Annotated in this window: 16 protein-coding genes; 8 read left to right on the forward strand and 8 right to left on the reverse strand. The window is 43.7% G+C overall.

What is annotated here, in order from left to right:
* Positions 1 to 17: 17 nt before the first annotated feature.
* Both dsbB and nhaB read right to left on the reverse strand, forming a co-directional pair.
* A complete protein-coding gene (dsbB, locus tag OCT63_RS19095) occupies positions 18 to 527 on the reverse strand; it encodes a disulfide bond formation protein DsbB (protein ID WP_060467346.1) in 510 nt (169 codons plus the stop codon).
* Positions 528 to 674: 147 nt separating this feature from the next.
* Positions 675 to 2,267 (reverse strand): Na(+)/H(+) antiporter NhaB, encoded by a 1,593-nt coding sequence (nhaB, locus tag OCT63_RS19100; protein WP_060467347.1) that lies wholly within the window; start codon positions 2,265 to 2,267, stop codon positions 675 to 677.
* A gap of 640 nt (positions 2,268 to 2,907) precedes the next feature.
* On the opposite strand from nhaB, the gene fadR reads away from it, so the two are divergent.
* Positions 2,908 to 3,747, forward strand: a complete 840-nt coding sequence (gene fadR / locus OCT63_RS19105; RefSeq protein ID WP_060467348.1) for a fatty acid metabolism transcriptional regulator FadR — start codon at positions 2,908 to 2,910, stop codon at positions 3,745 to 3,747.
* 91 nt (positions 3,748 to 3,838) lie between these two features.
* Here the strand turns inward: fadR and OCT63_RS19110 are convergent, their stop codons facing one another.
* Entirely contained in the window at positions 3,839 to 4,318 is a 480-nt protein-coding gene (locus OCT63_RS19110; RefSeq protein WP_060467349.1) for a DUF1456 family protein, read from the reverse strand.
* A 220-nt stretch (positions 4,319 to 4,538) separates the two neighbouring features.
* On the reverse strand, positions 4,539 to 6,614 hold the full coding sequence (gene metG, locus OCT63_RS19115) for a methionine--tRNA ligase (RefSeq protein WP_269984343.1): 2,076 nt from the start codon (positions 6,612 to 6,614) through the stop codon (positions 4,539 to 4,541).
* A 156-nt stretch (positions 6,615 to 6,770) separates the two neighbouring features.
* On the opposite strand from metG, the gene apbC reads away from it, so the two are divergent.
* From apbC to OCT63_RS19130, 3 genes are all read left to right on the forward strand, one after another.
* Positions 6,771 to 7,847 (forward strand): iron-sulfur cluster carrier protein ApbC, encoded by a 1,077-nt coding sequence (gene apbC / locus OCT63_RS19120; protein WP_060467351.1) that lies wholly within the window; start codon positions 6,771 to 6,773, stop codon positions 7,845 to 7,847.
* 247 nt (positions 7,848 to 8,094) lie between these two features.
* Positions 8,095 to 8,736, forward strand: coding sequence for a uridine kinase (udk, locus tag OCT63_RS19125; RefSeq protein ID WP_017054975.1), 642 nt, complete (start codon positions 8,095 to 8,097; stop codon positions 8,734 to 8,736).
* 108 nt (positions 8,737 to 8,844) lie between these two features.
* Positions 8,845 to 10,971, forward strand: a complete 2,127-nt coding sequence (locus OCT63_RS19130; RefSeq protein WP_269984344.1) for an AsmA family protein — start codon at positions 8,845 to 8,847, stop codon at positions 10,969 to 10,971.
* A 123-nt stretch (positions 10,972 to 11,094) separates the two neighbouring features.
* On the opposite strand, the gene cobO is transcribed toward OCT63_RS19130, so the two are convergent.
* A complete protein-coding gene (gene cobO, locus OCT63_RS19135; RefSeq protein ID WP_017054977.1) occupies positions 11,095 to 11,700 on the reverse strand; it encodes a cob(I)yrinic acid a,c-diamide adenosyltransferase in 606 nt (201 codons plus the stop codon).
* Positions 11,701 to 11,784: 84 nt separating this feature from the next.
* Between cobO and OCT63_RS19140 the strand changes: the two genes are divergently transcribed.
* Positions 11,785 to 12,234, forward strand: coding sequence for a low molecular weight protein-tyrosine-phosphatase (locus tag OCT63_RS19140; protein ID WP_269984345.1), 450 nt, complete (start codon positions 11,785 to 11,787; stop codon positions 12,232 to 12,234).
* Positions 12,235 to 12,345: 111 nt separating this feature from the next.
* Here the strand turns inward: OCT63_RS19140 and OCT63_RS19145 are convergent, their stop codons facing one another.
* Entirely contained in the window at positions 12,346 to 13,893 is a 1,548-nt protein-coding gene (locus OCT63_RS19145; protein ID WP_060467354.1) for a SulP family inorganic anion transporter, read from the reverse strand.
* A 259-nt stretch (positions 13,894 to 14,152) separates the two neighbouring features.
* Complete coding sequence (rne, locus tag OCT63_RS19150; protein WP_269984346.1) at positions 14,153 to 17,329, reverse strand: ribonuclease E; 3,177 nt, start codon at positions 17,327 to 17,329, stop codon at positions 14,153 to 14,155.
* Between the two features lie 618 nt (positions 17,330 to 17,947).
* On the opposite strand from rne, the gene rluC reads away from it, so the two are divergent.
* Positions 17,948 to 18,892 (forward strand): 23S rRNA pseudouridine(955/2504/2580) synthase RluC, encoded by a 945-nt coding sequence (rluC, locus tag OCT63_RS19155; RefSeq protein ID WP_048659718.1) that lies wholly within the window; start codon positions 17,948 to 17,950, stop codon positions 18,890 to 18,892.
* A gap of 147 nt (positions 18,893 to 19,039) precedes the next feature.
* Here the strand turns inward: rluC and OCT63_RS19160 are convergent, their stop codons facing one another.
* Complete coding sequence (locus OCT63_RS19160) at positions 19,040 to 19,621, reverse strand: Maf family protein (protein ID WP_161686003.1); 582 nt, start codon at positions 19,619 to 19,621, stop codon at positions 19,040 to 19,042.
* 149 nt (positions 19,622 to 19,770) lie between these two features.
* Between OCT63_RS19160 and yceD the strand changes: the two genes are divergently transcribed.
* Both yceD and rpmF read left to right on the forward strand, forming a co-directional pair.
* Complete coding sequence (yceD, locus tag OCT63_RS19165) at positions 19,771 to 20,298, forward strand: 23S rRNA accumulation protein YceD (RefSeq protein ID WP_161672245.1); 528 nt, start codon at positions 19,771 to 19,773, stop codon at positions 20,296 to 20,298.
* A gap of 48 nt (positions 20,299 to 20,346) precedes the next feature.
* On the forward strand, positions 20,347 to 20,517 hold the full coding sequence (gene rpmF / locus OCT63_RS19170; protein ID WP_004737376.1) for a 50S ribosomal protein L32: 171 nt from the start codon (positions 20,347 to 20,349) through the stop codon (positions 20,515 to 20,517).
* Positions 20,518 to 20,520 lie beyond the last annotated feature (3 nt).

The following is a 20,520-nucleotide window of genomic DNA, read 5'->3' on the forward strand; positions in this document are numbered from 1 at the left end:
ACATGATGAGCTAAATGTTAGTCATTCTTTGATCTAACAAATTGAGAAATGACTACAAAACCGAAAGCAACCAAGTTACCCGCAAAGACAATCACGAGCCATTGTGGCATTGAAAGTTCTAAGAACTGCCACACCACTTTACTGCAGTCTCCGTAAGCCTCAAACATCCACGGAGCCCATTGGTTTAAAGGTGCCCAGCTAGGGAAGGTCACGAATAAGTCACAGGTTGCGAAAGGAGACGGATTAAACTGATAGTCAACGTGTTCTAAAGCCAGTGTCAAACCTTTGTATGCGCCAAATCCCCAACCCGCTAGGCCCAACCAGCGCGATATTGGATTGTTCGGAGCAATTGCACCAATGAGGGCTGCAACACCAATTGCGAGCATAGCAACGCGTTCATAGATACACATCACGCAAGGGCCAAGCATCATCACATGCTGGAAAAAAAGAGCGCACGCCTCAAAAAATACAATAAAAGCCAGCAATAAAAGCCAAGATAAACGTCCCTTAGAGAAGTCTTTGAGCATTATAAAAAAGTTCACGAATTTAACCCTGTCTATAAAATAAAAAAGCTCTGAATACTCAGAGCTTTTTATCTTGGATAAGTTTCCTAATCAACGAATATTTTTGATTAGTTAGTTATACTTATTGTGGTTTGCGACACAGTGTTTAGCTTAATGACCACCAGAGATAACGGGGGCAACTACTTCACCTGCTCGATGAATGATCCAACCAGCATCGTAGAACCATGCTGTCATCGGCTCTACCAAGAACACGATGCCTGCTAGGCCAACCAGTGCCAAAACGATTGTGTAAGGCAGTGCCATGATAACCATGCGCCCGTAAGATAGTCTAATTAACGGAGCCAGTGCTGATGTTAATAGGAACAAGAATGCTGCCTGACCGTTTGGCGTTGCAACCGAAGGTAGGTTAGTACCCGTGTTGATCGCCACTGCGAGTAGGTCGAATTGGTCACGAGTGATGATACCTTCAATAAGCGCTGTTTTCACTTCGTTAATGTAAACCGTACCTACGAATACGTTATCTGAAACCATCGATAAGATACCGTTGGCCACATAGAATAGTGCGAGTTGAGCACCTTTATCTTCAACGTGAAGTACAGCATCAATCACAGGCTTAAATAATGATTGGTCGATGATTACTGCAACGATGCAGAAGAAAACAGCTAACAGAGCGGTGAATGGCAGTGCTTCCTCAAACGCTTTACCCATTGAGTGCTCTTCGATAACGCCAGTAAATGCCGTTGCCAGGATGATAACTGAAAGCCCAATCAAACCCACTTCAGCAACGTGAAGCGCAAGGCCAACAATAAGCCAAACTGCGATTGCACCTTGAACCCATAGTTTTGCTACGTCTTGCTTGGTACGATTTGCTCGTTCTTTATTGTCGAACTCGACCAAGATTTGGCGAACGTTATTTGGTAGTTTGGCTCCATAGCCAAACACTTTGAATTTCTCTACAAGTGCGCAAGTTAGAATACCGCAGATGAATACGGGCAGCGTGACTGGCAGCATACGGATGATAAACTCACCAAACTCCCAACTCGCTTGCTTAGCAATCACTAAGTTCTGTGGTTCACCGACCATGGTCATGACACCACCTAGTGCCGTGCCCACGCCTGCATGCATGAGTAGTGAACGTAAGAAGGCCCGGTAGTTTTCTAAGTCATCACGAGTTAGCTCAGAGATCTCTTCATCATGAGTATGATCGTGTGCAGACGTTGAGCCTTTGCCTGATGCCACTTTGTGGTAGATAGAATAGAAGCCAACCGCAACACTGATCACAACGGCAATTACTGTTAGCGCATCTAGGAATGCCGATAAAAAAGCGGCAGCGATACAGAAAGCAACAGAAAGCAGAATTTTAGATTGGATACCGAGCAGTATCTTCGTGAAAATGAACAAAAGCAGTTCTTTCATGAAGTAGATGCCAGCAACCATGAATACCAACAAGAGTAATACAGGAAGGTTAGCTTGTAGCTCGTGGTAGACCATTTCAGGTTTGGTCATGCCTATGGCGACCGCTTGAATCGCCAGTAAACCTCCGGGTTGAAGAGGATAGCATTTCAAAGCCATTGCTAAAGTGAAAATAAACTCAACCACTAATAGCCAGCCCGCAACAAATGGGTCAACTAGGAAAAAAACAAATGGATTGATGATTAAAAAGGAAATGATGGCAAGTTTATACCAATCAGGAGCTTTACCAAGGAAGTTCTTGATAAAAGCGTTTCCGAGAGACATCGGCATGTTAATACTCTTTTATGTTGATTATGAATAGACAAGCAATACAACATTTTGAAAATCGAGCTATAGAAATCATTAAAAACTATAGCTAACAGTGACTTAGAAAAACTACATTCCATGTAACGTTCTGTGGTCTTGCCAAGTCACTCCCTTAGAAACTCAAGCACTGCTTATTTTTGAGCGAAACTCTACTCTTAGATAACATTTAGTCAACAGGAAAAGTTCTGTAGTGCTAAAAATACCACTTTTTTGTTGAGAAACGCGATCAAAGTAGTGCGAGCATATCACTTAAAATTTAATAAAAACCGACTAGAATCAATATTTAATCGAAATGATTGAAAATCACAGAATAAAGGCGGTTTATGTGTGATTTTTACAACTTAATATTGCAATTTAATGGTTCTTAAATTATGACCAATATCATTGATTTTAAAGAATTTTTGTTGTGTTAATGAATTGTTGGAATGGTTGTTTATAGTCACTTGCTTTCTAAAGCTTGGGTGCAAACGTGTGTTTATCTTTAGAGTTTTAACTCTATTGCTTGATATGAGTGAGTTAAGTTTTTGAGGGTGTTTCCGCTAGGTGTGACTAGTGGTATGATGAGTAAATTAGAACAGAATAATTTAATTGGATTGAAGTGTAGATGGTCATTAAGGCGAAGAGCCCGGCAGGTTTTGCAGAAAAGTATATCATTGAAAGTATTTGGAATGGCCGTTTTGCTCCTGGCTCTATCTTACCCGCTGAGCGTGAGCTTTCTGAACTGATTGGTGTAACACGCACCACGCTTCGTGAAGTGCTTCAGCGTCTTGCTCGTGATGGTTGGTTGACAATCCAACACGGCAAACCAACCAAAGTAAACCAGTTTATGGAGACTTCTGGTCTCCATATTCTCGATACGTTAATGACGTTGGATGTTGATAACGCAAGTAAAATGGTCGAAGACTTACTCGCTGCGCGTACCAATATCAGCCCAATCTTTATGCGTTATGCATTCAAAGTAAACAAAGAAGCTTCAGAGCGTACTATTAGCAACGTGATTGAATCTTGTGAAGCGCTACTTGCGGCACCTACATGGGATGAGTTCTTAGAATCCTCACCATACGCCGACAAGATTAAGCAAGCAGTCAAAGAAGATTCAGAGAAAGATGAAGCGAAACGTCAGACGATCTTAATCGCGAAGACTTTCAACTTCTATGACTACATGCTTTTTCAACGTTTGGCGTTCCACTCCGGTAATCAAATTTATGGTTTGATTTTCAACGGAGTACGTAAATTCTATGACCGCATTGGTAGTTACTACTTCTCCAACCCAGAAGCTCGACGTTTGGCGATAAACTTCTATAAAGAGTTATTCGTTATTTGTGAGAGTGGTCAACGAGAAAACTTGCCACTGGTGATCCGTAATTACGGTATCGCAAGCGCGCAGGTTTGGAATGAAATGAAAACAACGTTGCCAACTAACTTCACTGAAGACGATAGTTAATCCGGTAAGTGACATAAAGAAAACGAAAAAGCGGCGAGATAATTTGATTATCTCGCCGCTTTTGTATTTCTGAAGAGTGGATGCTAGTAACTTAAGCTACAAACTCTTCTGAATCCGGGCGATTCGTAAATTGGACGCCATTTAGAAAATCACAAAGTAGTTGGTCTTCACATATCTTGTAGTTTTTGTTTTCTGGCTTACGGAAGTACGCACCAATCTCGTGCTTGCTCAAGCTAATGCCGACGACTTCTAACACGTCTAGCACATCTTCTGCTTTCATGTTTAACGCAATACGTAGCTTCATGAAAATCATGTTGTTTGTCAGTGCTACCTCAGGTTTAGGCTGAGCACCTTCTTTTTTGCCACGCTTCAGGTTGATGAAACCATTCAGGAATACCGCTAGCTCTTTATCTTTCATTTTAGAGCATGACTTGTCGTTATCGTCTTTCAGCCAGTTAATCACTTGGTCATGAGCAACAGTCACATCAGCTTGCTCGATAGCTTTGATGATTTGTGCATTTTTAAGGTTTAGTGCGTGCTGAATACGACGCAAGATTTCATTGTTAGTCACTGAGGTGTCCTAAAAAGGTTTAGAGAGTAAAGTGGATTCAAACGGCGCATTGCCATTGATAAACCGTTTCATACTTTACTTAGCATAGTTGATGGCGACTCTAACAGAGAACGCTTATTTTCGGTAGATATAAAAAATCCCCAATGCTGGTTAGCTCTTTCAAGCTAAAAGTACATTAGGGATTTTGCTATGAGTGTTTTTTATCTGACAGAAGTCAGAATTACATTACACGCATACCAGGTTGAGCACCCTCGTGTGGCTCAAGGATCCATAGGTCGCTGCCGCCAGGGCCCGCCGCTAGGATCATGCCTTCCGACATACCAAACTTCATCTTACGAGGTTTAAGGTTTGCCACCATTACGGTTAGCTTGCCTTCTAGCTCTTCAGGTTTGTATGCTGATTTGATACCAGAGAATACTTGGCGGGTCTCACCACCGATGTCCAGTTGGAACTTCAGTAGTTTGTTCGCTTTCGGTACTTCTTCACAAGAGATGATACGAGCAATACGCATATCGACTGCAGCAAAGGCATCGAACTCAATCTCGTCTGCGATTGGTTCTTTGTCTAGCTCAGTTTGGTTGGCTTGCTCTTTTTCAGCTTCTGCTTTTTCTTTCGCAGCTGCTTCTGCGGCTGCATCTTCTTTAGAAGACTCGATCATGGCTTCCACTTTCTTCGGATCAATGCGGCTAAATAGCGCTTTGAACTTAGTGATTTCGTGATCAGTTAGCGGCGCTGTAATACTTTCCCACGTTAGCTCTTCGTTTAGGAAAGCTTCGGTGCGAGCCGCAAGCTCAGGCATCACTGGTTTCAGGTAAGCCATTAGTACGCGGAATAGGTTAATACCGACAGAAGAAACTTCTTGAAGCTCTTTCTCTTTGCCTTCTTCTTTTGCAAGAACCCAAGGTGCTTTCTCATCGATGTACTGGTTAGCTTTGTCTGCTAGTGCAGTAATTTCACGGATAGCGCGGCTGAACTCACGAGTTTCGTATAGCTCACCGATACGCTCAGCAGCAGCAACGAATTCATTGTAAAGTTCTGGTTCTGCAAATTCAGCAGAAAGCTTGCCTTCAAAATGCTTAGTGATGAAGCCAGCGTTACGAGAAGCTAGGTTAACGATCTTGTTTACGACATCAGCGTTTACACGTTGAGTGAAGTCTTCAAGGTTAAGGTCTAAATCATCGATACGGCTGTTTAGCTTAGCTGCGTAGTAGTAACGTAGACACTCTGGGTCTAGGTGGTTTAGATACGTGCTTGCTTTAATGAATGTGCCTTTAGATTTAGACATCTTCGCGCCGTTAACCGTTACGTAGCCGTGCACAAATACGTTGTTTGGCTTACGGAAGCCCGCGCCGTCTAGCATTGCTGGCCAGAATAGGCTGTGGAAGTAAACGATGTCTTTACCGATGAAGTGGTAAAGTTCAGCTGTGCTGTCTTTCTTCCAGTATTCGTCGAAGTCTAGGTCATCGCGCTTGTCACAAAGGTTTTTGAATGAGCCCATGTAACCGATAGGAGCATCTAGCCATACGTAGAAGAATTTATCTTTCTCGCCTGGGATTTCAAAACCGAAGTAAGGTGAGTCGCGAGAGATGTCCCACTGTTGCAAGCCTGACTCAAACCATTCCTGCATTTTGTTTGCAGTTTCATTCTGTAGAGAGCCAGAACGAGTCCACTCTTTAAGCATGCTTTCGAACTGAGGTAGGTCGAAGAAGAAGTGCTCAGAGTCTTTCATTACTGGAGTTGCACCAGAAACCGCTGATTTAGGGTTAATCAGTTCAGTTGGGCTGTATGTCTCACCACAGTTATCACAGTTATCACCGTACTGGTCTTCTGACTTACACTTAGGGCAAGTACCTTTTACGAAGCGGTCTGGTAGGAACATCTCTTTCTCAGGATCGAAAAGCTGAGAAATAGTGCGGCTAGAAATAAAGCCGTTCTTTTTAAGTTCTAGGTAGATGTGAGAAGCCAGTTCACGGTTCTCTTCGCTGTGTGTGCTGTGGTAGTTATCAAAGCTAATATCGAAGCCAGCGAAGTCTTGTTGGTGCTCTTCACTTACTGCAGCGATCATCTCTTCTGGTGTAATACCCATCTGTTGTGCTTTAAGCATGATTGGTGTGCCGTGGGCATCGTCAGCACAGATGAAGTTTACAGTGTTGCCACGCAGGCGTTGGTAACGAACCCAGATGTCAGCTTGGATGTGCTCAAGCATGTGACCTAGGTGAATCGAACCGTTAGCGTACGGAAGGGCACAAGTAACCAGTAATTTCCTTGGATCAAGAGTTCTTGGATCGTTTGCCATACTTAATATTCGCTTTTATTGATAGGTATAAATTTGATGGGTAATACTACTTTATAACGTGTGTTACGCCAAGGAGTCAGATACAGGATTCCCTTAGTTTTTTAGGGGTTCAGTCTTTATCTCGTGGGTGATAGCATAAATAAAAAAGGAGCTCCAATGCGTAACTTTACTTCTAAGCAAGATTTCTGTTCATGGTTGAATGAGTTCGAGTCACCTATCCTCATTCCTGAGTGGGCGTTACACCAAAATATCGTCTCTGTTGATCCCCGTGGATCATTTGTTATTACATTGCCTTTCGCTGCCAATCAGCTTGCTGTTGATCTTGAAGATTGGATTAATGCCCAGATTGAGCAAAAGCTTGTGAGTACTTTCCAATTTCAAGTGAAGGTGAAGCCATCTGCGTTAGAAACCACGGTTGCGACACCATTGAAGGGCGTGAAGAACATCATTGCCGTGACATCTGCAAAGGGTGGGGTGGGTAAATCGACGACTTCAGTCAACCTTGCTTTGGCTTTATCTAAGTCTGGTTCAAAAGTGGGTTTATTGGATGCAGATATCTATGGCCCTTCTGTGCCGATGATGCTTGGCCAATTAGACGCGAAACCAGAAGTTCAAAATAACAAGTGGATGATGCCAATTGAGGTGCACGGTATTTTCACTCACTCCATTGGTTACCTTGTATCGAAAGATGATGCTGCCATTTGGCGTGGTCCAATGGCGGCCAAGGCATTAGGCCAACTTGTTAATGAAACGGTATGGCCAGAGTTGGATTACCTAGTTATCGACATGCCACCGGGCACGGGGGATATTCAGTTAACATTGTCACAACAGATTCCTGTGACAGGGGCCGTTGTGGTGACTACGCCGCAAGATTTGGCATTAGCAGACGCACGTAAAGGTGTCGCTATGTTTGATAAAGTAAGTGTGCCAGTAGCAGGACTAGTAGAAAATATGAGCTACCATATCTGTAGTCACTGTGGTGAGAAAGAGCATATCTTTGGTGCTGGTGGCGCAGAAGCGATGTCAGAAGAGTTTCACCTCGATATCTTGGCGCAAATTCCATTGCATATTGATGTGAGAGAAGACATTGACGCAGGTTGCCCGACGGTAATACGTCGTCCAGATAGTGAGCATACGCGTCACTATCTAGAACTTGCTGAAAATATCGCTGCGAAAATGTTCTGGACGGGAAAAGCGAGACCAGAAGCGATTAACTTTTCGATGGTTGAATAGCGCAGATCAATGCAAAAAGTATCTAGGTTACCAACATAGCTGTTTGAAGTTGGACAAATAATCATTGGGGTGCTCAAATAGTGATAAGGGAGCTGTTTGAAAGCAAACGGTTGTATTCATGAAATGCATTGATATCATCAATTTGACTGCAATTAGCTAGAATGGCGACTAGAATCTATGTTGTTTAGCCCCTATAATCAGGCGGTTTATCTATTCCCACCACCAAACCATATCGGGTGCAAAATTAATGTCTGATAATAATCAATGTGTCATCGTAGGTATCGCTGGCGCTTCAGCTTCAGGAAAAAGTCTGATTGCTAGTACGATTTATAATGAGCTGCGCGAAAAAGTAGGCGACCATCAAATTGGTGTTATCACGGAAGATTGCTATTACAGCGACCAAAGTCACTTGAGTATGGAAGAGCGTGTTAAAACTAACTACGATCACCCAAATGCATTAGATCATGATCTTTTATGTGAACATCTACAGCAGCTAATGAGTGGCAATGCCGTAGAAGTTCCTGAATACAGTTACACTGAGCACACACGTACTTCTGAAACGACTACACTTACACCTAAGAAAGTGATCATTTTAGAAGGTATTCTGCTATTAACAGACCCGCGTCTTCGTAACCTAATGCACGCAAGTGTTTTTATGGATACACCGTTAGACATCTGTTTATTGCGTCGTGTTAAACGTGATGTAGAAGAGCGTGGACGTACAATGGATACTGTACTTAAACAATATCAAAAAACAGTGCGTCCAATGTTCATGCAGTTTATCGAGCCTTCGAAACAACATGCAGACATCATCGTTCCTCGTGGTGGTAAAAATCGTATTGCGATTGATGTGTTAAAAGCACACATTGCGAAGTTGTTGAAGTCTTAATCGAATAAAACTTTAGCCTAAGTGACTCACTTAGCTTTATTTTTTACCGAATCAGTGGCACTTTTATAGTGCCACTTTCTTTTTGGAATCTAAGCAAGGAATATGCGGATGAAGAAACTACTCATTTTCGTAGCCGTACCAGTATTTGTTGTCATTGCAGCAGTTCTGGCACTAGTGTTGTTAGTGAATCCTAACCAATTTAAGCCATTAATTGTCGAACAAGCCCAGAAACACACCGGCCTAGAGCTAGTGATCGAGGGCGATATCAGCTGGCAATTTTTCCCATCGATTGGCTTTGAACTTGGTCAAACTGAATTACGTAATCCTGAAGGGTTTACCCAACCGAACTTATTTAAGGTTGATACCGTTGGCGTTGATGTTTCGGTTACTCCGTTATTTAGCAATCAATTAGAGATTGGCAACATTACTCTAGACGGCGCAGAGTTCTATTTGGAAACGCTTAAAGATGGCCGTAAGAATATCGATGCACTAACACAAGCGGCAGCACCTCAAGAGTCAGAGCCGGTAGCAGATACAACGGCTGAGTCAGCCTCAGTACCTCAAGAAAAAAGTGCGGCTGAAGCTTCTAATTGGACGATCAATCTTGCAGGTGTCACCATCTCAAACGCACTGTTTGAAATGGACGACAAGCAAGCCGGTTCATTCACTAAGTTATACGATGTGTCTTTGAATTTATCGGAGTTCGCCGTAGATACATGGACAACCGCAACTTTTGCCGCTTCTGGCGAAAATAACCAACAGAAATTCTCTGCAAACGGCAGTGCTGAATTTAAACTAGCGGAAGGCTTCGCTAGTTACGCGCTACGCAATATTGATCTAAACGCCAAGTTTAATGACCCTGCTACATCAATTGACTCCGCAAAAATTGGTTTAGATACATTTGAGTTCGATAAGGTAAGCCAACTGACTTACGCGGTGGTAGGTAAAGCGGCTGGTCTTGATCTCGACCTGAAAGGTAGCGGTGAACTAACCGTCGATAGCGCGATTTCAAAAGTGACACTGAATAAGCTAACGCTAGACTCAACATTCAAAGGTGACACGCTTCCTCAGTCACCAATGAAAGTCGATATGTTGTCTGATTTGAGCTTTGACCTAACTAAGAGTCATTTGAGCTTCGTGTTAGAGAAGCTACAAGCTAACGCTATCGCGTTAGACGGTAAAGCAGACGTAACCCTGTCTGAAATTCCAAAGATTCGTTTCTCTCTTCATAGCCCGAACATCGACCTTGATGAGTTCTTGGGCTTAGGTAATACGCCAGAAACGGAGAGCACGGCTCCTTCTGGTTCTGCTGCTGGTTCAACGTCAAACTCAGTTAGCTCTGCACCAGCGAAAGAAGTAGAACCTGATCTGTCTGCGTTGAAAACGTTAGACGTGAAAGGTGATATCACGATTGATAAGTTCAAGGCGAGCAATGCGAAAATGCAGAATGTTAAAACAGCATTTTCGGTTAACCGTGGTATCGCAGAGCTAACCTCATTCACATCAAACCTTTACCAAGGCTCTATTTCTGCGACAGCTAAGTTAGACGCACGTAAAACACCGGCGACTTACACGGCTAACAAGAAAATTAAAGGCGTGAAGGTTCAGCCTTTACTGGTGGACGTTGCGAACAACGATATGCTGGAAGGTACCGGTAATATTGATGTCAACATTAAAGGTAAAAGCCTGACTCCGACTGGTATTAAGAAAAACTTAGTTGGCACAATCGTGATTAACTTTGAAGATGGTGCGGTAAATGGCATCAACGTTGCTCAACTGATTCGAGAAAACTACGCTAAGATCAAAGGCGAAAAAGTCGAAAGCAAAGGAGAGGCTCAGAAAACGGATTTCAGTGCAATGAAAGCGACGCTGAAAGTCGACAAAGGTTGGGTATCAACGAACGACTTGTCGGCACAGTCGCCACTACTGCGCGTTACTGGCCAAGGTAAAGCGAACTTCATTAATGAAACGGTCGACTTTCTTGTTCGTACATCGATAGTGGGTTCGCTTGAAGGTCAGGGCGGTAAGAGTATTGATGATCTGAAAGATGTCACTATCCCAATAAAGGTGACTGGCCAGTGGGCTGATCCGAAATTCGCGCTTGTTTTTGATGATGTACTGAAACAAAAAGCACAAAAAGAAGTTGACCGTGGTGTAGAAAAGCTAACAGATAAGATTAAAGATGAAAAAACCAAAGAAGCGGTAGATGGTTTGTTGAAAGGTTTGTTTAACTAAACGTTTTTAACTCGTATATAAAAGAAGCGCCATTCCTGTTGTAGGAATGGCGCTTTTGTTTGGAGGCTTATAATACTCTAGGAGTGACGATCGACCGAGTCGGGGACCTCTGGTGTAAGACGATTACCAGTCCACGCCTTGTAGCGCTTTAACTCCAGATTCGAAAGCGTGCTTCACGTTACGAACTTCAGATACCGTATCTGCCATCTCTGTTAGAGTACGGTGAGCACCACGGCCTGTAATGATTACAGACTGCATCTTCGGACGGTTATTCAACGCTTCTACCACTTCATCCAGTTCAATGTAGCCATAACTTACCATGTAGGTTAACTCATCAAACAGAATTACATCAATCGACTCGTCAGCCAGCATGCGTTGACACTCTTTCCATACGCGCTGTGCGGCTTCAATATCTTGAGCTTTGTTTTGAGTTTCCCACGTAAAACCGGTGCCCATGACTTGGAACTCTACATCGAGTTTTTGCAGAACGTTCTTTTCGCCGTTATCCCAAGTGCCTTTAACAAACTGAGCAACGGCACACTTCTTACCGTGACCCACTGCGCGTGTAATGGTGCCGAAGCCTGATGTTGATTTACCTTTACCGTTACCAGTGATCACCAATAAGAGGCCTTTGACCTCTTGTGCAGCAGCCACACGTGCATCGACTTGTTCTTTTACTTTCTGTTGTCTTGCTTTATGACGTTGTTCTTTGTTGTCTTCGGTCGACATAACAAATCCTTTTAAGTTGTGATTGCGCCTATCATAGCCTAACTTAACGATAGCAAAAACCATCGGAAGAACAGGTGATTACGGATGAAAAAGATACTCGTGGTTTGCATGGGGAATATTTGTCGCTCGCCAACAGGTGAGGCGGTACTCAGAAAGAGAGCACAACAGCTTAATATTGATGTTGCGGTCGACTCTGCGGGGACGATTGGCTTTCATCAAGGAAACCCGCCAGACTCACGCTCCAAGGCGGCAGGCGAGAAGCGAGGCTACAGTTTCGAAGGTATTACGTCACGCAAAGTCATGATGAATGACTTTGAAGAGTTTGATCTAATACTCGCGGCTGATAAGGCGAATTTAGATGACTTAATGAGCCAGTGCCCGGCTCATCTGCAATACAAGATTGCGCTGTTTTTGAGTTTTGGCGAGTCGCAGTATCAAGAGATACCCGATCCGTATTATGGCGAAGGGAATGGTTTTGAGTTGGTTTTGGATTTAATTGAAGAGTCCAGTGAAGCGATTCTGCGTTCGATTTAATGTCGAAGTTATGTTCAGCATCTGAGTGCACAGTAACTCACAGACATAAAAAAGGCCGGCATTCAATTCAATGTCGGCCTCCTTAAATCTAGCTTTAAGCTATGGCTAAGATTACTTAGACATTACTTTGTAGATTGGATCTTCTGCAACGTTTGCTTCAACCAAGCTACCGGCTTTGTGTAGCATAGTGACGCAGTCTTGGCTTAGGTGGCGAAGGTGAAGCGTTTTACCTTGTGCTGCGTAACGCTCAGCAATCGTATCAATCGCTTCAATAGCAGAATGGTCAGTAACGCGTGAGTTTGCGAAATCAACGATAACATCTTGTGGATCGTTGTATGCGTCAAATAACTCAAGGAAGTTAGCCGTTGAACCAAAGAAGATTGGGCCATTAACTTTGTACTCTTTAGAGCCTTTGCCGTTTACCGATGTGTCTGCGTAAATATGCTTAGCATGTTGCCATGCAAACATCAGTGCTGAGGCAATAACACCCACAAATACAGCAACCGCAAGATCCGTCATTACAGTTACAACCGTAACAAGAACGATAACGAAGAAGTCTTGCTTAGGTACGCGACGTGCAAGCTTGAAGGTTGCCCATTCAAACGTACCGATAACAACCATAAACATGACACCCACTAGTGCTGCTAGAGGAATCATTTCGATAAGCGCAGAGCCGAATAGGATGAACATCAGTAGTGCAACGGCAGCAACGATACCAGAAAGACGACCACGACCACCTGAGTTTACGTTGATCATCGATTGACCGATCATCGCACAACCACCCATCGCGCCAAATACTGAACACGTCACGTTTGCCATACCTTGACCAACACATTCTCGGTTAGATTGACCACGAGTGTTTGTCATTTCGTCTAGTACGGTTAGCGTCAGTAGTGATTCAATTAGACCAATCGCAGCAAGAATCACGGCGTATGGTAGGATGATGTATAGCGTTTCTAGGCTAAACGGTACTGCTGGAATAGAGAATGTTGGTAGAGAGCCCGCCAGTGTTGCTGCTTCGTCACCAGACATAGTGCGTAAGAAATCAACAACAGTACGAGTTTCTAGGTCAAGGCCAACAACCAAAGCCGTTACCGTCACAATAGCAACCAATGAAGATGGTACCGCTGTTGTTAGTTTAGGTAGGAAGTGGATGATAGCCATAGTCAGTGCAACAAGGCCTAACATCAGTGTCATTTGACCGCTTGGTAACCAAGTTAGTGCACCTGTTACGTCTGGTGCCTTAAATTGTCCAAGCTGCGCCAAGAAGATAACGATCGCTAAGCCGTTCACGAAACCAATCATTACTGGGTGCGGAACGATACGGATGAATTTACCTAGCTTAAATACACCCGCTGCAATTTGCAGAAGGCCGGCTAGCATAACTGCCGCAAATAGGTATTGAACGCCATGGGTTGCTACTAGGCTCACCATTACGACAGCCATTGCGCCAGTTGCGCCAGAAATCATACCTGGACGACCGCCGAAGACAGAAGTAATTAAACCTACGATGAATGCAGCGTATAGACCAACCATTGGGTCAACGCCTGCAACAAAGGCGAATGCTACGGCTTCAGGTACCAGAGCTAGGGCTACTGTAAGACCTGAAAGCACATCATTCTTTACAGAGTGCTTTGAAAATTGTGGGAATTCGAACATGTTTGCTCAGCTATGCTTAAGATGGATGTACCCGACACGAGTGTATTGCGTAGCCAAACAGTGATGGAAAAGAGCGGCAATAGCGAAGTGTCGAAAAGATAAGTGCGCGAATGCTACCCAAAAATGTGATTAAGTTCAAGGTTGAACCTAACTTTGAGTAATATATCTATTAATTTTTATTCAATTAGAAGATATGAAAAAGGCTGCTTTAATAAGCAGCCTTTGATTCGATTTTCTAGTGATTACTTAGCAGTAAACGCTAGTAGTTTGGCTTAGTCATGCCTGCGCCAGCTTTGTTTGACGCTGATTGACTGCCTGCACCTTTCGGTACAAAGCGCTCAGTACGGAATGGAGCAGCAACAACTTCAATCTCTTTGATCTCTTGAGGACCAGGAGCTTTAGTCATTGGCGAACCCGCTTGTTTCTTAGCGACTGCCACTTTTGGTGTTGCTTCTGAAGCTGGTGCTTCTACCACAGGAGCTTCTTCAACTTTCACACTTTCAGCTTTAGGCGCTTCAACTGCTTTTGTTGGTTCAACGACAGCAGTTTCAACAACTGGTGCTTCAACTACGACTTCTTCTGCTTTCACAGTTTCAACCGGAGCTTGTTCAACTTCCACACTTTCAGCTTTAAGCGTTTCAACTTTTTGTGCTTCAACAACTGGAGCTTCTTCAACTACAGCAGGAGTCTCAGCTACTTGAGCTTCAACAGCAGCTTCTTCGCGACGGATAATCACTTTGCCCATAGCCAGTTCAGGGCATGCAAAGCCGCCTGCCATTGCTGCGTTGCTTTGTGATGCAGTTTCTTGAGCGGCATGCTGTTCTTGAACAGATGTTTGCTCTTCAACAGCCACTTGAACTTCAGCCACTTCAGGTTTTGCCTGTTTGTGGTGAGGTTTTGGAATGAAGCGAGGCATCACTTTACCCATAGCCATCTCTGGAGAAGCTACACCACCTTTACGTAGGCGGAATGGGTTAGGGCGACGATCACGACCGCGACGACGACGTTGACCACTTGCACGTAGGTGACGTGGAGAACGACGGTTACGACGTTGCTTCGGTTCTTCCTGTTCAGTTTGCTCAGCATTTGCTTGAGTTGCTTCTACTTGCTCTGCAACTTTTTGCTCTTGAACGACTGATTGCTCTTTCGAAACAGATTGCTCTTTTGCAACAGCTTGTTCTTTTGAAGCGTTTTCTGTCGCTTCAGCTTGAGCTTGTTGGTCTTTAACACGAACTTGTTTGTTCAGTTTACGACGCTGACGACGCTCTTTAATCTTAGCTGCTTTTGCTTCAGGCTTAGCCTTAGGCGCTTCTGGTTTATCAGCTTGAGCTTCTGCCGCTAGCTGTAGACCTTCTTCTGCTAATTTAGAAGGCGCTTGCTCTTCGCGTTGCTTATGCTCATCACGTGGTTTGTTACGACGATCTTGCTTAGGCTTACGAGGCTGACGATTTTGCTGTGGAGCTGCTTCTTTCTGCTCTTCAGGCTTCTCGTCACGAGCTGGCTTACGACGACGTTTGTTGTCACGGTTTTCGTTACGATTGTCACCGCGCTCGCTACGTTCACCACGTTGGTTACGACGACGGTTATCGTTACGATCACGGCGCTGACGATTGCCGTTGTTTCGATTGTTTTTAGGTTTTTCTTCTTCTTTTTTCTCTTCTTGTGTTTCTTGCTTCTCTTCTTGATCTGCAGAGCTAAAGAGGAAGCTACCGATAGCTTTGAAGAAACGACCAATCAGGCCTGGTTCTTGAGTCGTTGCCGGCTCAGCTTTCTTCTTCTCTACCGCTTTAGGTGCTGGATCCGCAGATGGAGATGGTGCTGATTGAGCTGGAGCTGCAAAACCTTTCAGAGCTGGCTCTTCAAGTTTTTTAGGACGAACAGTCTGTTCTGCTGGTTCTTTGCTTTCCGCTTCTTTTAGAGCTTCTAGCTTGTTAGGCAGTAGGTAAGACAGTAGATCGAACTCTTCACCTTCACGTACACGGATAACCTCAAAATGCGGTGTTTCCATGTCAGAGTTAGGTACAACAGTGATCTTAACTTCTTGGTTCTTCTCGATGTGATTTACTGAGCGACGTTTCTCGTTCAATAGGTAAGAAGCGATAGGAACAGGGACTACAGCAAGAACTTGCGCAGTGTTGTCTTTTAGCGCTTCTTCTTCAATCAGGCGTAGAACAGACAGTGCTAGAGATTCGTTATCACGAACAACACCAGTACCTGTACAACGAGGACAAATGTGGTGGCTTGCTTCTGCTAGTGATGGGCTCAAACGTTGGCGAGACATCTCTAGAAGACCAAAGCGAGAAATACGACCAATCTGAACACGTGCGCGATCTAAACGAACGGCATCACGTAGACGGCTTTCTACTTCGCGTTGGTGGCGAACCGGAGTCATATCGATAAAGTCGATTACAACAAGACCACCTAGGTCACGTAGACGTAATTGACGTGCAATTTCATCGGCCGCTTCTAGGTTGGTGTTTAGCGCTGTTTCTTCAATATCGCCGCCCTTTGTTGCACGAGCAGAGTTAATATCGATAGAAGTCAGAGCTTCTGTTGGGTCGATTACGATAGAACCACCAGATGGAAGGCGAACTTCACGTTGGAAAGCAGATTCGATCTGGCTTTCAATCTGGTAATGGCTGAATAGTGGAACTTCACCATCGTATTTCTTAACGCGATTCATGAAATCTGGGCGTATTAATTGAATGTGCGCTTGTGCACGTTCAAAAATTGTATTGCTATCGATTAGAATCTCGCCAATATCACGACGTAGGTAGTCACGAATCGCGCGAACAATAACGTTACTTTCTTGGTGGATTAGGAAAGGCGCTGCATTTGAATCAGAAGCTTGCTTGATAGCGCCCCAGTGATTCAATAGCACATTCAGGTCCCACTCTAACTCTTCCGCGCTTTTGCCAACACCAGCTGTACGCACGATTAAACCCATACCTTGAGGAAGTTCAAGAGTGCTTAATGCTGCTTTCAGTTGAGTGCGTTCATCACCTTCGATACGACGAGAAATACCGCCAGCACGAGGGTTATTAGGCATAAGAACTAAGTAACTACCTGCCAAAGAGATGAAAGTTGTCAGTGCAGCACCTTTGCTACCACGTTCTTCTTTCTCTACTTGTACGATTACTTCTTGGCCTTCTTTTAGCACTTCTTTAATGCTAGGACGGCCTTGGTATGTATAACCTTCAGGGAAGTATTCGCGGGCAATTTCTTTAAGAGGGAGGAAACCGTGACGTTCTGCGCCGTAATCAACAAATGCCGCTTCTAGGCTTGGCTCAATACGGGTAATACGTCCTTTGTAGATATTCGCTTTTTTTGACTCGTGACCTGGACTTTCGATATCGAGATCGAACAGTCGCTGGCCATCAACCAAAGCGACACGCAACTCTTCTTTTTGAGTTGCGTTAATTAACATTCTTTTCATTTAGAAATTCTCATTGTCTTTTCTTATTTTCATCATTGTTCTTATCGCTTTATTTCGTTTCTCATGGTGCCAGATCCCATGGCTTTATCGGTGCAGCCTCCCGGCTGGAGAGGGATGCTCTGGGGCACGTCAGTCATCATAGGGAGTTAGCCTATGATCCGCGATGTGGCGGTGAATACTCAACATGAGTTTACGTGAGTAGAGCGATAAGGAGCTCAGTTGACCGTGTCTTACGCCGGTTGCTGCACTGTCTAATCTGAGTTATCTACTCATTTACTTGCTTATGAATGGTTGGCTGTTTAAATATTAATCAAACCATTGATAGCAGCTGTGAACTATAGCAGTGGTCGGTAAACACAGCAATCTGCTTTGTAGTAATGCGGTAAAAAAAACAGTTTTTGTTTGGGTTTTGATAGCTCTAACTCACTGTCTATAAATAATTTATCTACTGATATTTCAATTTGCACGAATCCTGGTGCTTTTTTGTTCGAAGAATCAAAGAAATATAGAACTTCAACGAGCATTTGAGGATAGATCGGTAGGGATTATGAATAAATAAGTTCGGAATCGAGCTAAGAAAATCTCAATTATCAAAAGTGACAGTGATACAATAGCCCAATGAGCGAAATTAGAACCCAAGTCCAATTTGTCGACATTGACGAAGATATGGCTGGTCAGCGTATTGATAACTTCTTACGCAACCAATTAAAAAACATCCCGAAAAGCATGATTTACCGAATCGTGCGTAAAGGCGAAGTCCGCGTAAATAAAAAACGCATCAAGGCAGAGTACAAACTAAAAGCGGGCGATTTAGTTCGTATCCCGCCAGTCACGATTGAAGAGAAAACCGAAGAGAACGTGCCAAGCACGAAACTCAACAAGGTTTCAGAATTAGAACAGTGCATCATTTACGAAGATGATCACATGCTGATTCTGAACAAACCTTCGGGCACTGCTGTTCATGGTGGCAGTGGGCTGAAGTTTGGCGCAATCGAAGCATTGCGTGCACTTCGTCCTGATGCTCGTTTTCTAGAGTTAGTGCATCGTATCGATAGAGATACATCTGGCATTCTGCTTGTTGCTAAGAAGCGCTCGGCGCTAAGACACCTTCAAGCACAGTTCCGTGAAAAAACGGTTCAAAAATATTACTTTGCTTTAGTGATGGGCGAATGGAAGAACAGCTGTAAGGTTGTAAACGCTCCATTGTTGAAAAATGAAGTGAACAGTATTGTTCGTGTGAACCCGAACGGTAAAGCTTCTGAGACGCGTTTTCGAGTTTTAGAAAAATTCAAAGATGCGACGTTAGTTCAAGCGAGTCCAATTACGGGTCGTACACACCAAATCCGTGTACATACTCAATATACTGGCCACCCAATTGCTTGGGATGATCGCTACGGTGATCGTCGTTTTGATGCTTACACGGGTAAGGTTGGTTTGGATCGTTTGTTCCTACACGCAGCAAACATTAAGTTCACGCACCCAGGTAGCGAAGAGAAGATGGATATCTCTGCACCAATGGAAGCAAGACTTGAAAAAGCACTGACTGGATTACGTAAGATCTAAAAAGATACGAGATTGAAAATGACAAAGGTTGACGAATATCGTCAACCTTTTTTGTTTGTGCTGTTGCAAAAGCTCTCCCCAACTCGCTAGTCTTTCAACTGACGAAGGAAGGAGTAGGGAGCTTCCAGTCGAGGTGGTTGATACCCGTTAAAGCACGCTCATCCCTTGTGCCTCAAGCATATCGACTAAGTCGATAAGAGGCAAACCAATAAGCGTGTTCGGATCTTTGCCTTCCATTTGCTTGAACAAAGCGATACCTAACCCTTCACACTTAAAGCTGCCTGCGCACCAGTAAGGTTCTTCTTTCTCGACATAAGAGACGATCTGTTGCTCGGTTAAATCACGGAAATGCACAACAAACATATCTAAGCGAGTGTCGGCTTGATTGGTTTCGCTGTTCCATACAGTTATCCCTGTATAGAAAGTAATGCTTTTACCGCTTTGACGAGATAACTGCTCAATTGCTTTTTCACGAGTGTGTGGCTTACCAATGATCTCTCCGTCAATCACACAAACCTGATCAGAACCGATGACTAAGCTAGGTTGCTCCACAGCACAAGACTTAGCTTTGGTCTCGGCAAGGCGCATCACTAACTGTTGAGGTGTCTCATTTGAAAGCGGCGTTTCATCGCAGTCTGGTTTAGCGGCAATGAAGCTTAACCGTAGTTTTTCGAGGACCTCTTGCCTAAATGGTGATGTAGAGGCTAAAACTAGTTGGTAATTTCTCATTTTAATTTACAATTCAAGGAAGCATTTATCTCAGGATAACGTAACTTGTCCTGCTATTCATAATGCTCTGAATAGGAAAGGCAGGAAAGTACATTTTTTTTGCCATTTCCTTTGACTAAACACGATTTGGAAGATAAGATTCGCGCCCTATGCAAAAGGAAAAAATACCGCGTACAGTTGATCCGGCAAGAACGGCTCAAAAACGACTGGATATGAATGGCATCATTCAAGTCAGTCTTTTAAAGCGTTTAACTGAAGCAACTGAAGGCGTAAAACGTGACGCGCAAGTCTCAATGTCATTTGGGCTTGATGAACAACGATTAGTCGTTATCTCTGGTAAAGCTAACGTCGAAGTCGATTTAGAGTGTCAACGTTGTAATGAGGTTTTCGCACATGAGTGCGATGTCCAATTTACTTATACTCCTGTTTACAGTGAGAAAAGTGAAGAAGAAGCACCGGAAGAGTACGATTTGGTAGATCTGAACGAGTACGGTGAGTTAGACCTGATTCAATTAGTTGAAGACGAGTTCATCCTTGGATTGCCACAAATAGCAATGCACGACGATGCGAAATGTAGCGTTAACTCAAATAACTTGGTGTTTGGTGAACTTCCTGAAGAAATTGAGGAAGACAAAAAGCCGAATCCATTTGATGTTTTAAAAAACTTGAAGAAGTAACTTATTAACAAATAAGTATCTTTAAGAATTTACATAGGAGTAGGGTCAATGGCCGTACAAAAGAGCAAGAAATCACGTTCAATGCGTGGCATGCGTCGTTCACACGATGCGCTAACTACAGCTGCACTTTCTGTAGACGCAACTTCAGGTGAAACTCACCTACGTCACAACGTGACTGCCGAAGGTTTCTACCGCGGCAAAAAGGTTATCAACAAGTAAGGT

Origin of the sequence: Vibrio sp. RW (assembly GCF_027587105.1) — a bacterium.
GTDB lineage: Bacteria > Pseudomonadota > Gammaproteobacteria > Enterobacterales > Vibrionaceae > Vibrio > Vibrio toranzoniae.

Excerpts from the sequence above, each read along its gene's own strand:
- rpmF (WP_004737376.1), top strand. The coding sequence starts at position 20,347 with ATGGCCGTACAAAAGAGCAAGAAATCACGTTCAATGCGTGGCATGCGT.
- metG (WP_269984343.1), bottom strand. The coding sequence starts at position 6,614 with ATGGCAAACGATCCAAGAACTCTTGATCCAAGGAAATTACTGGTTACT.
- OCT63_RS19160 (WP_161686003.1), bottom strand. The coding sequence starts at position 19,621 with ATGAGAAATTACCAACTAGTTTTAGCCTCTACATCACCATTTAGGCAA.
- udk (WP_017054975.1), top strand. The coding sequence starts at position 8,095 with ATGTCTGATAATAATCAATGTGTCATCGTAGGTATCGCTGGCGCTTCA.
- apbC (WP_060467351.1), top strand. The coding sequence starts at position 6,771 with ATGCGTAACTTTACTTCTAAGCAAGATTTCTGTTCATGGTTGAATGAG.
- yceD (WP_161672245.1), top strand. The coding sequence starts at position 19,771 with ATGCAAAAGGAAAAAATACCGCGTACAGTTGATCCGGCAAGAACGGCT.
- rluC (WP_048659718.1), top strand. The coding sequence starts at position 17,948 with ATGAGCGAAATTAGAACCCAAGTCCAATTTGTCGACATTGACGAAGAT.
- cobO (WP_017054977.1), bottom strand. The coding sequence starts at position 11,700 with ATGTCGACCGAAGACAACAAAGAACAACGTCATAAAGCAAGACAACAG.
- OCT63_RS19145 (WP_060467354.1), bottom strand. The coding sequence starts at position 13,893 with ATGTTCGAATTCCCACAATTTTCAAAGCACTCTGTAAAGAATGATGTG.
- dsbB (WP_060467346.1), bottom strand. The coding sequence starts at position 527 with ATGCTCAAAGACTTCTCTAAGGGACGTTTATCTTGGCTTTTATTGCTG.
- rne (WP_269984346.1), bottom strand. The coding sequence starts at position 17,329 with ATGAAAAGAATGTTAATTAACGCAACTCAAAAAGAAGAGTTGCGTGTC.
- OCT63_RS19130 (WP_269984344.1), top strand. The coding sequence starts at position 8,845 with ATGAAGAAACTACTCATTTTCGTAGCCGTACCAGTATTTGTTGTCATT.
- fadR (WP_060467348.1), top strand. The coding sequence starts at position 2,908 with ATGGTCATTAAGGCGAAGAGCCCGGCAGGTTTTGCAGAAAAGTATATC.
- OCT63_RS19140 (WP_269984345.1), top strand. The coding sequence starts at position 11,785 with ATGAAAAAGATACTCGTGGTTTGCATGGGGAATATTTGTCGCTCGCCA.
- nhaB (WP_060467347.1), bottom strand. The coding sequence starts at position 2,267 with ATGCCGATGTCTCTCGGAAACGCTTTTATCAAGAACTTCCTTGGTAAA.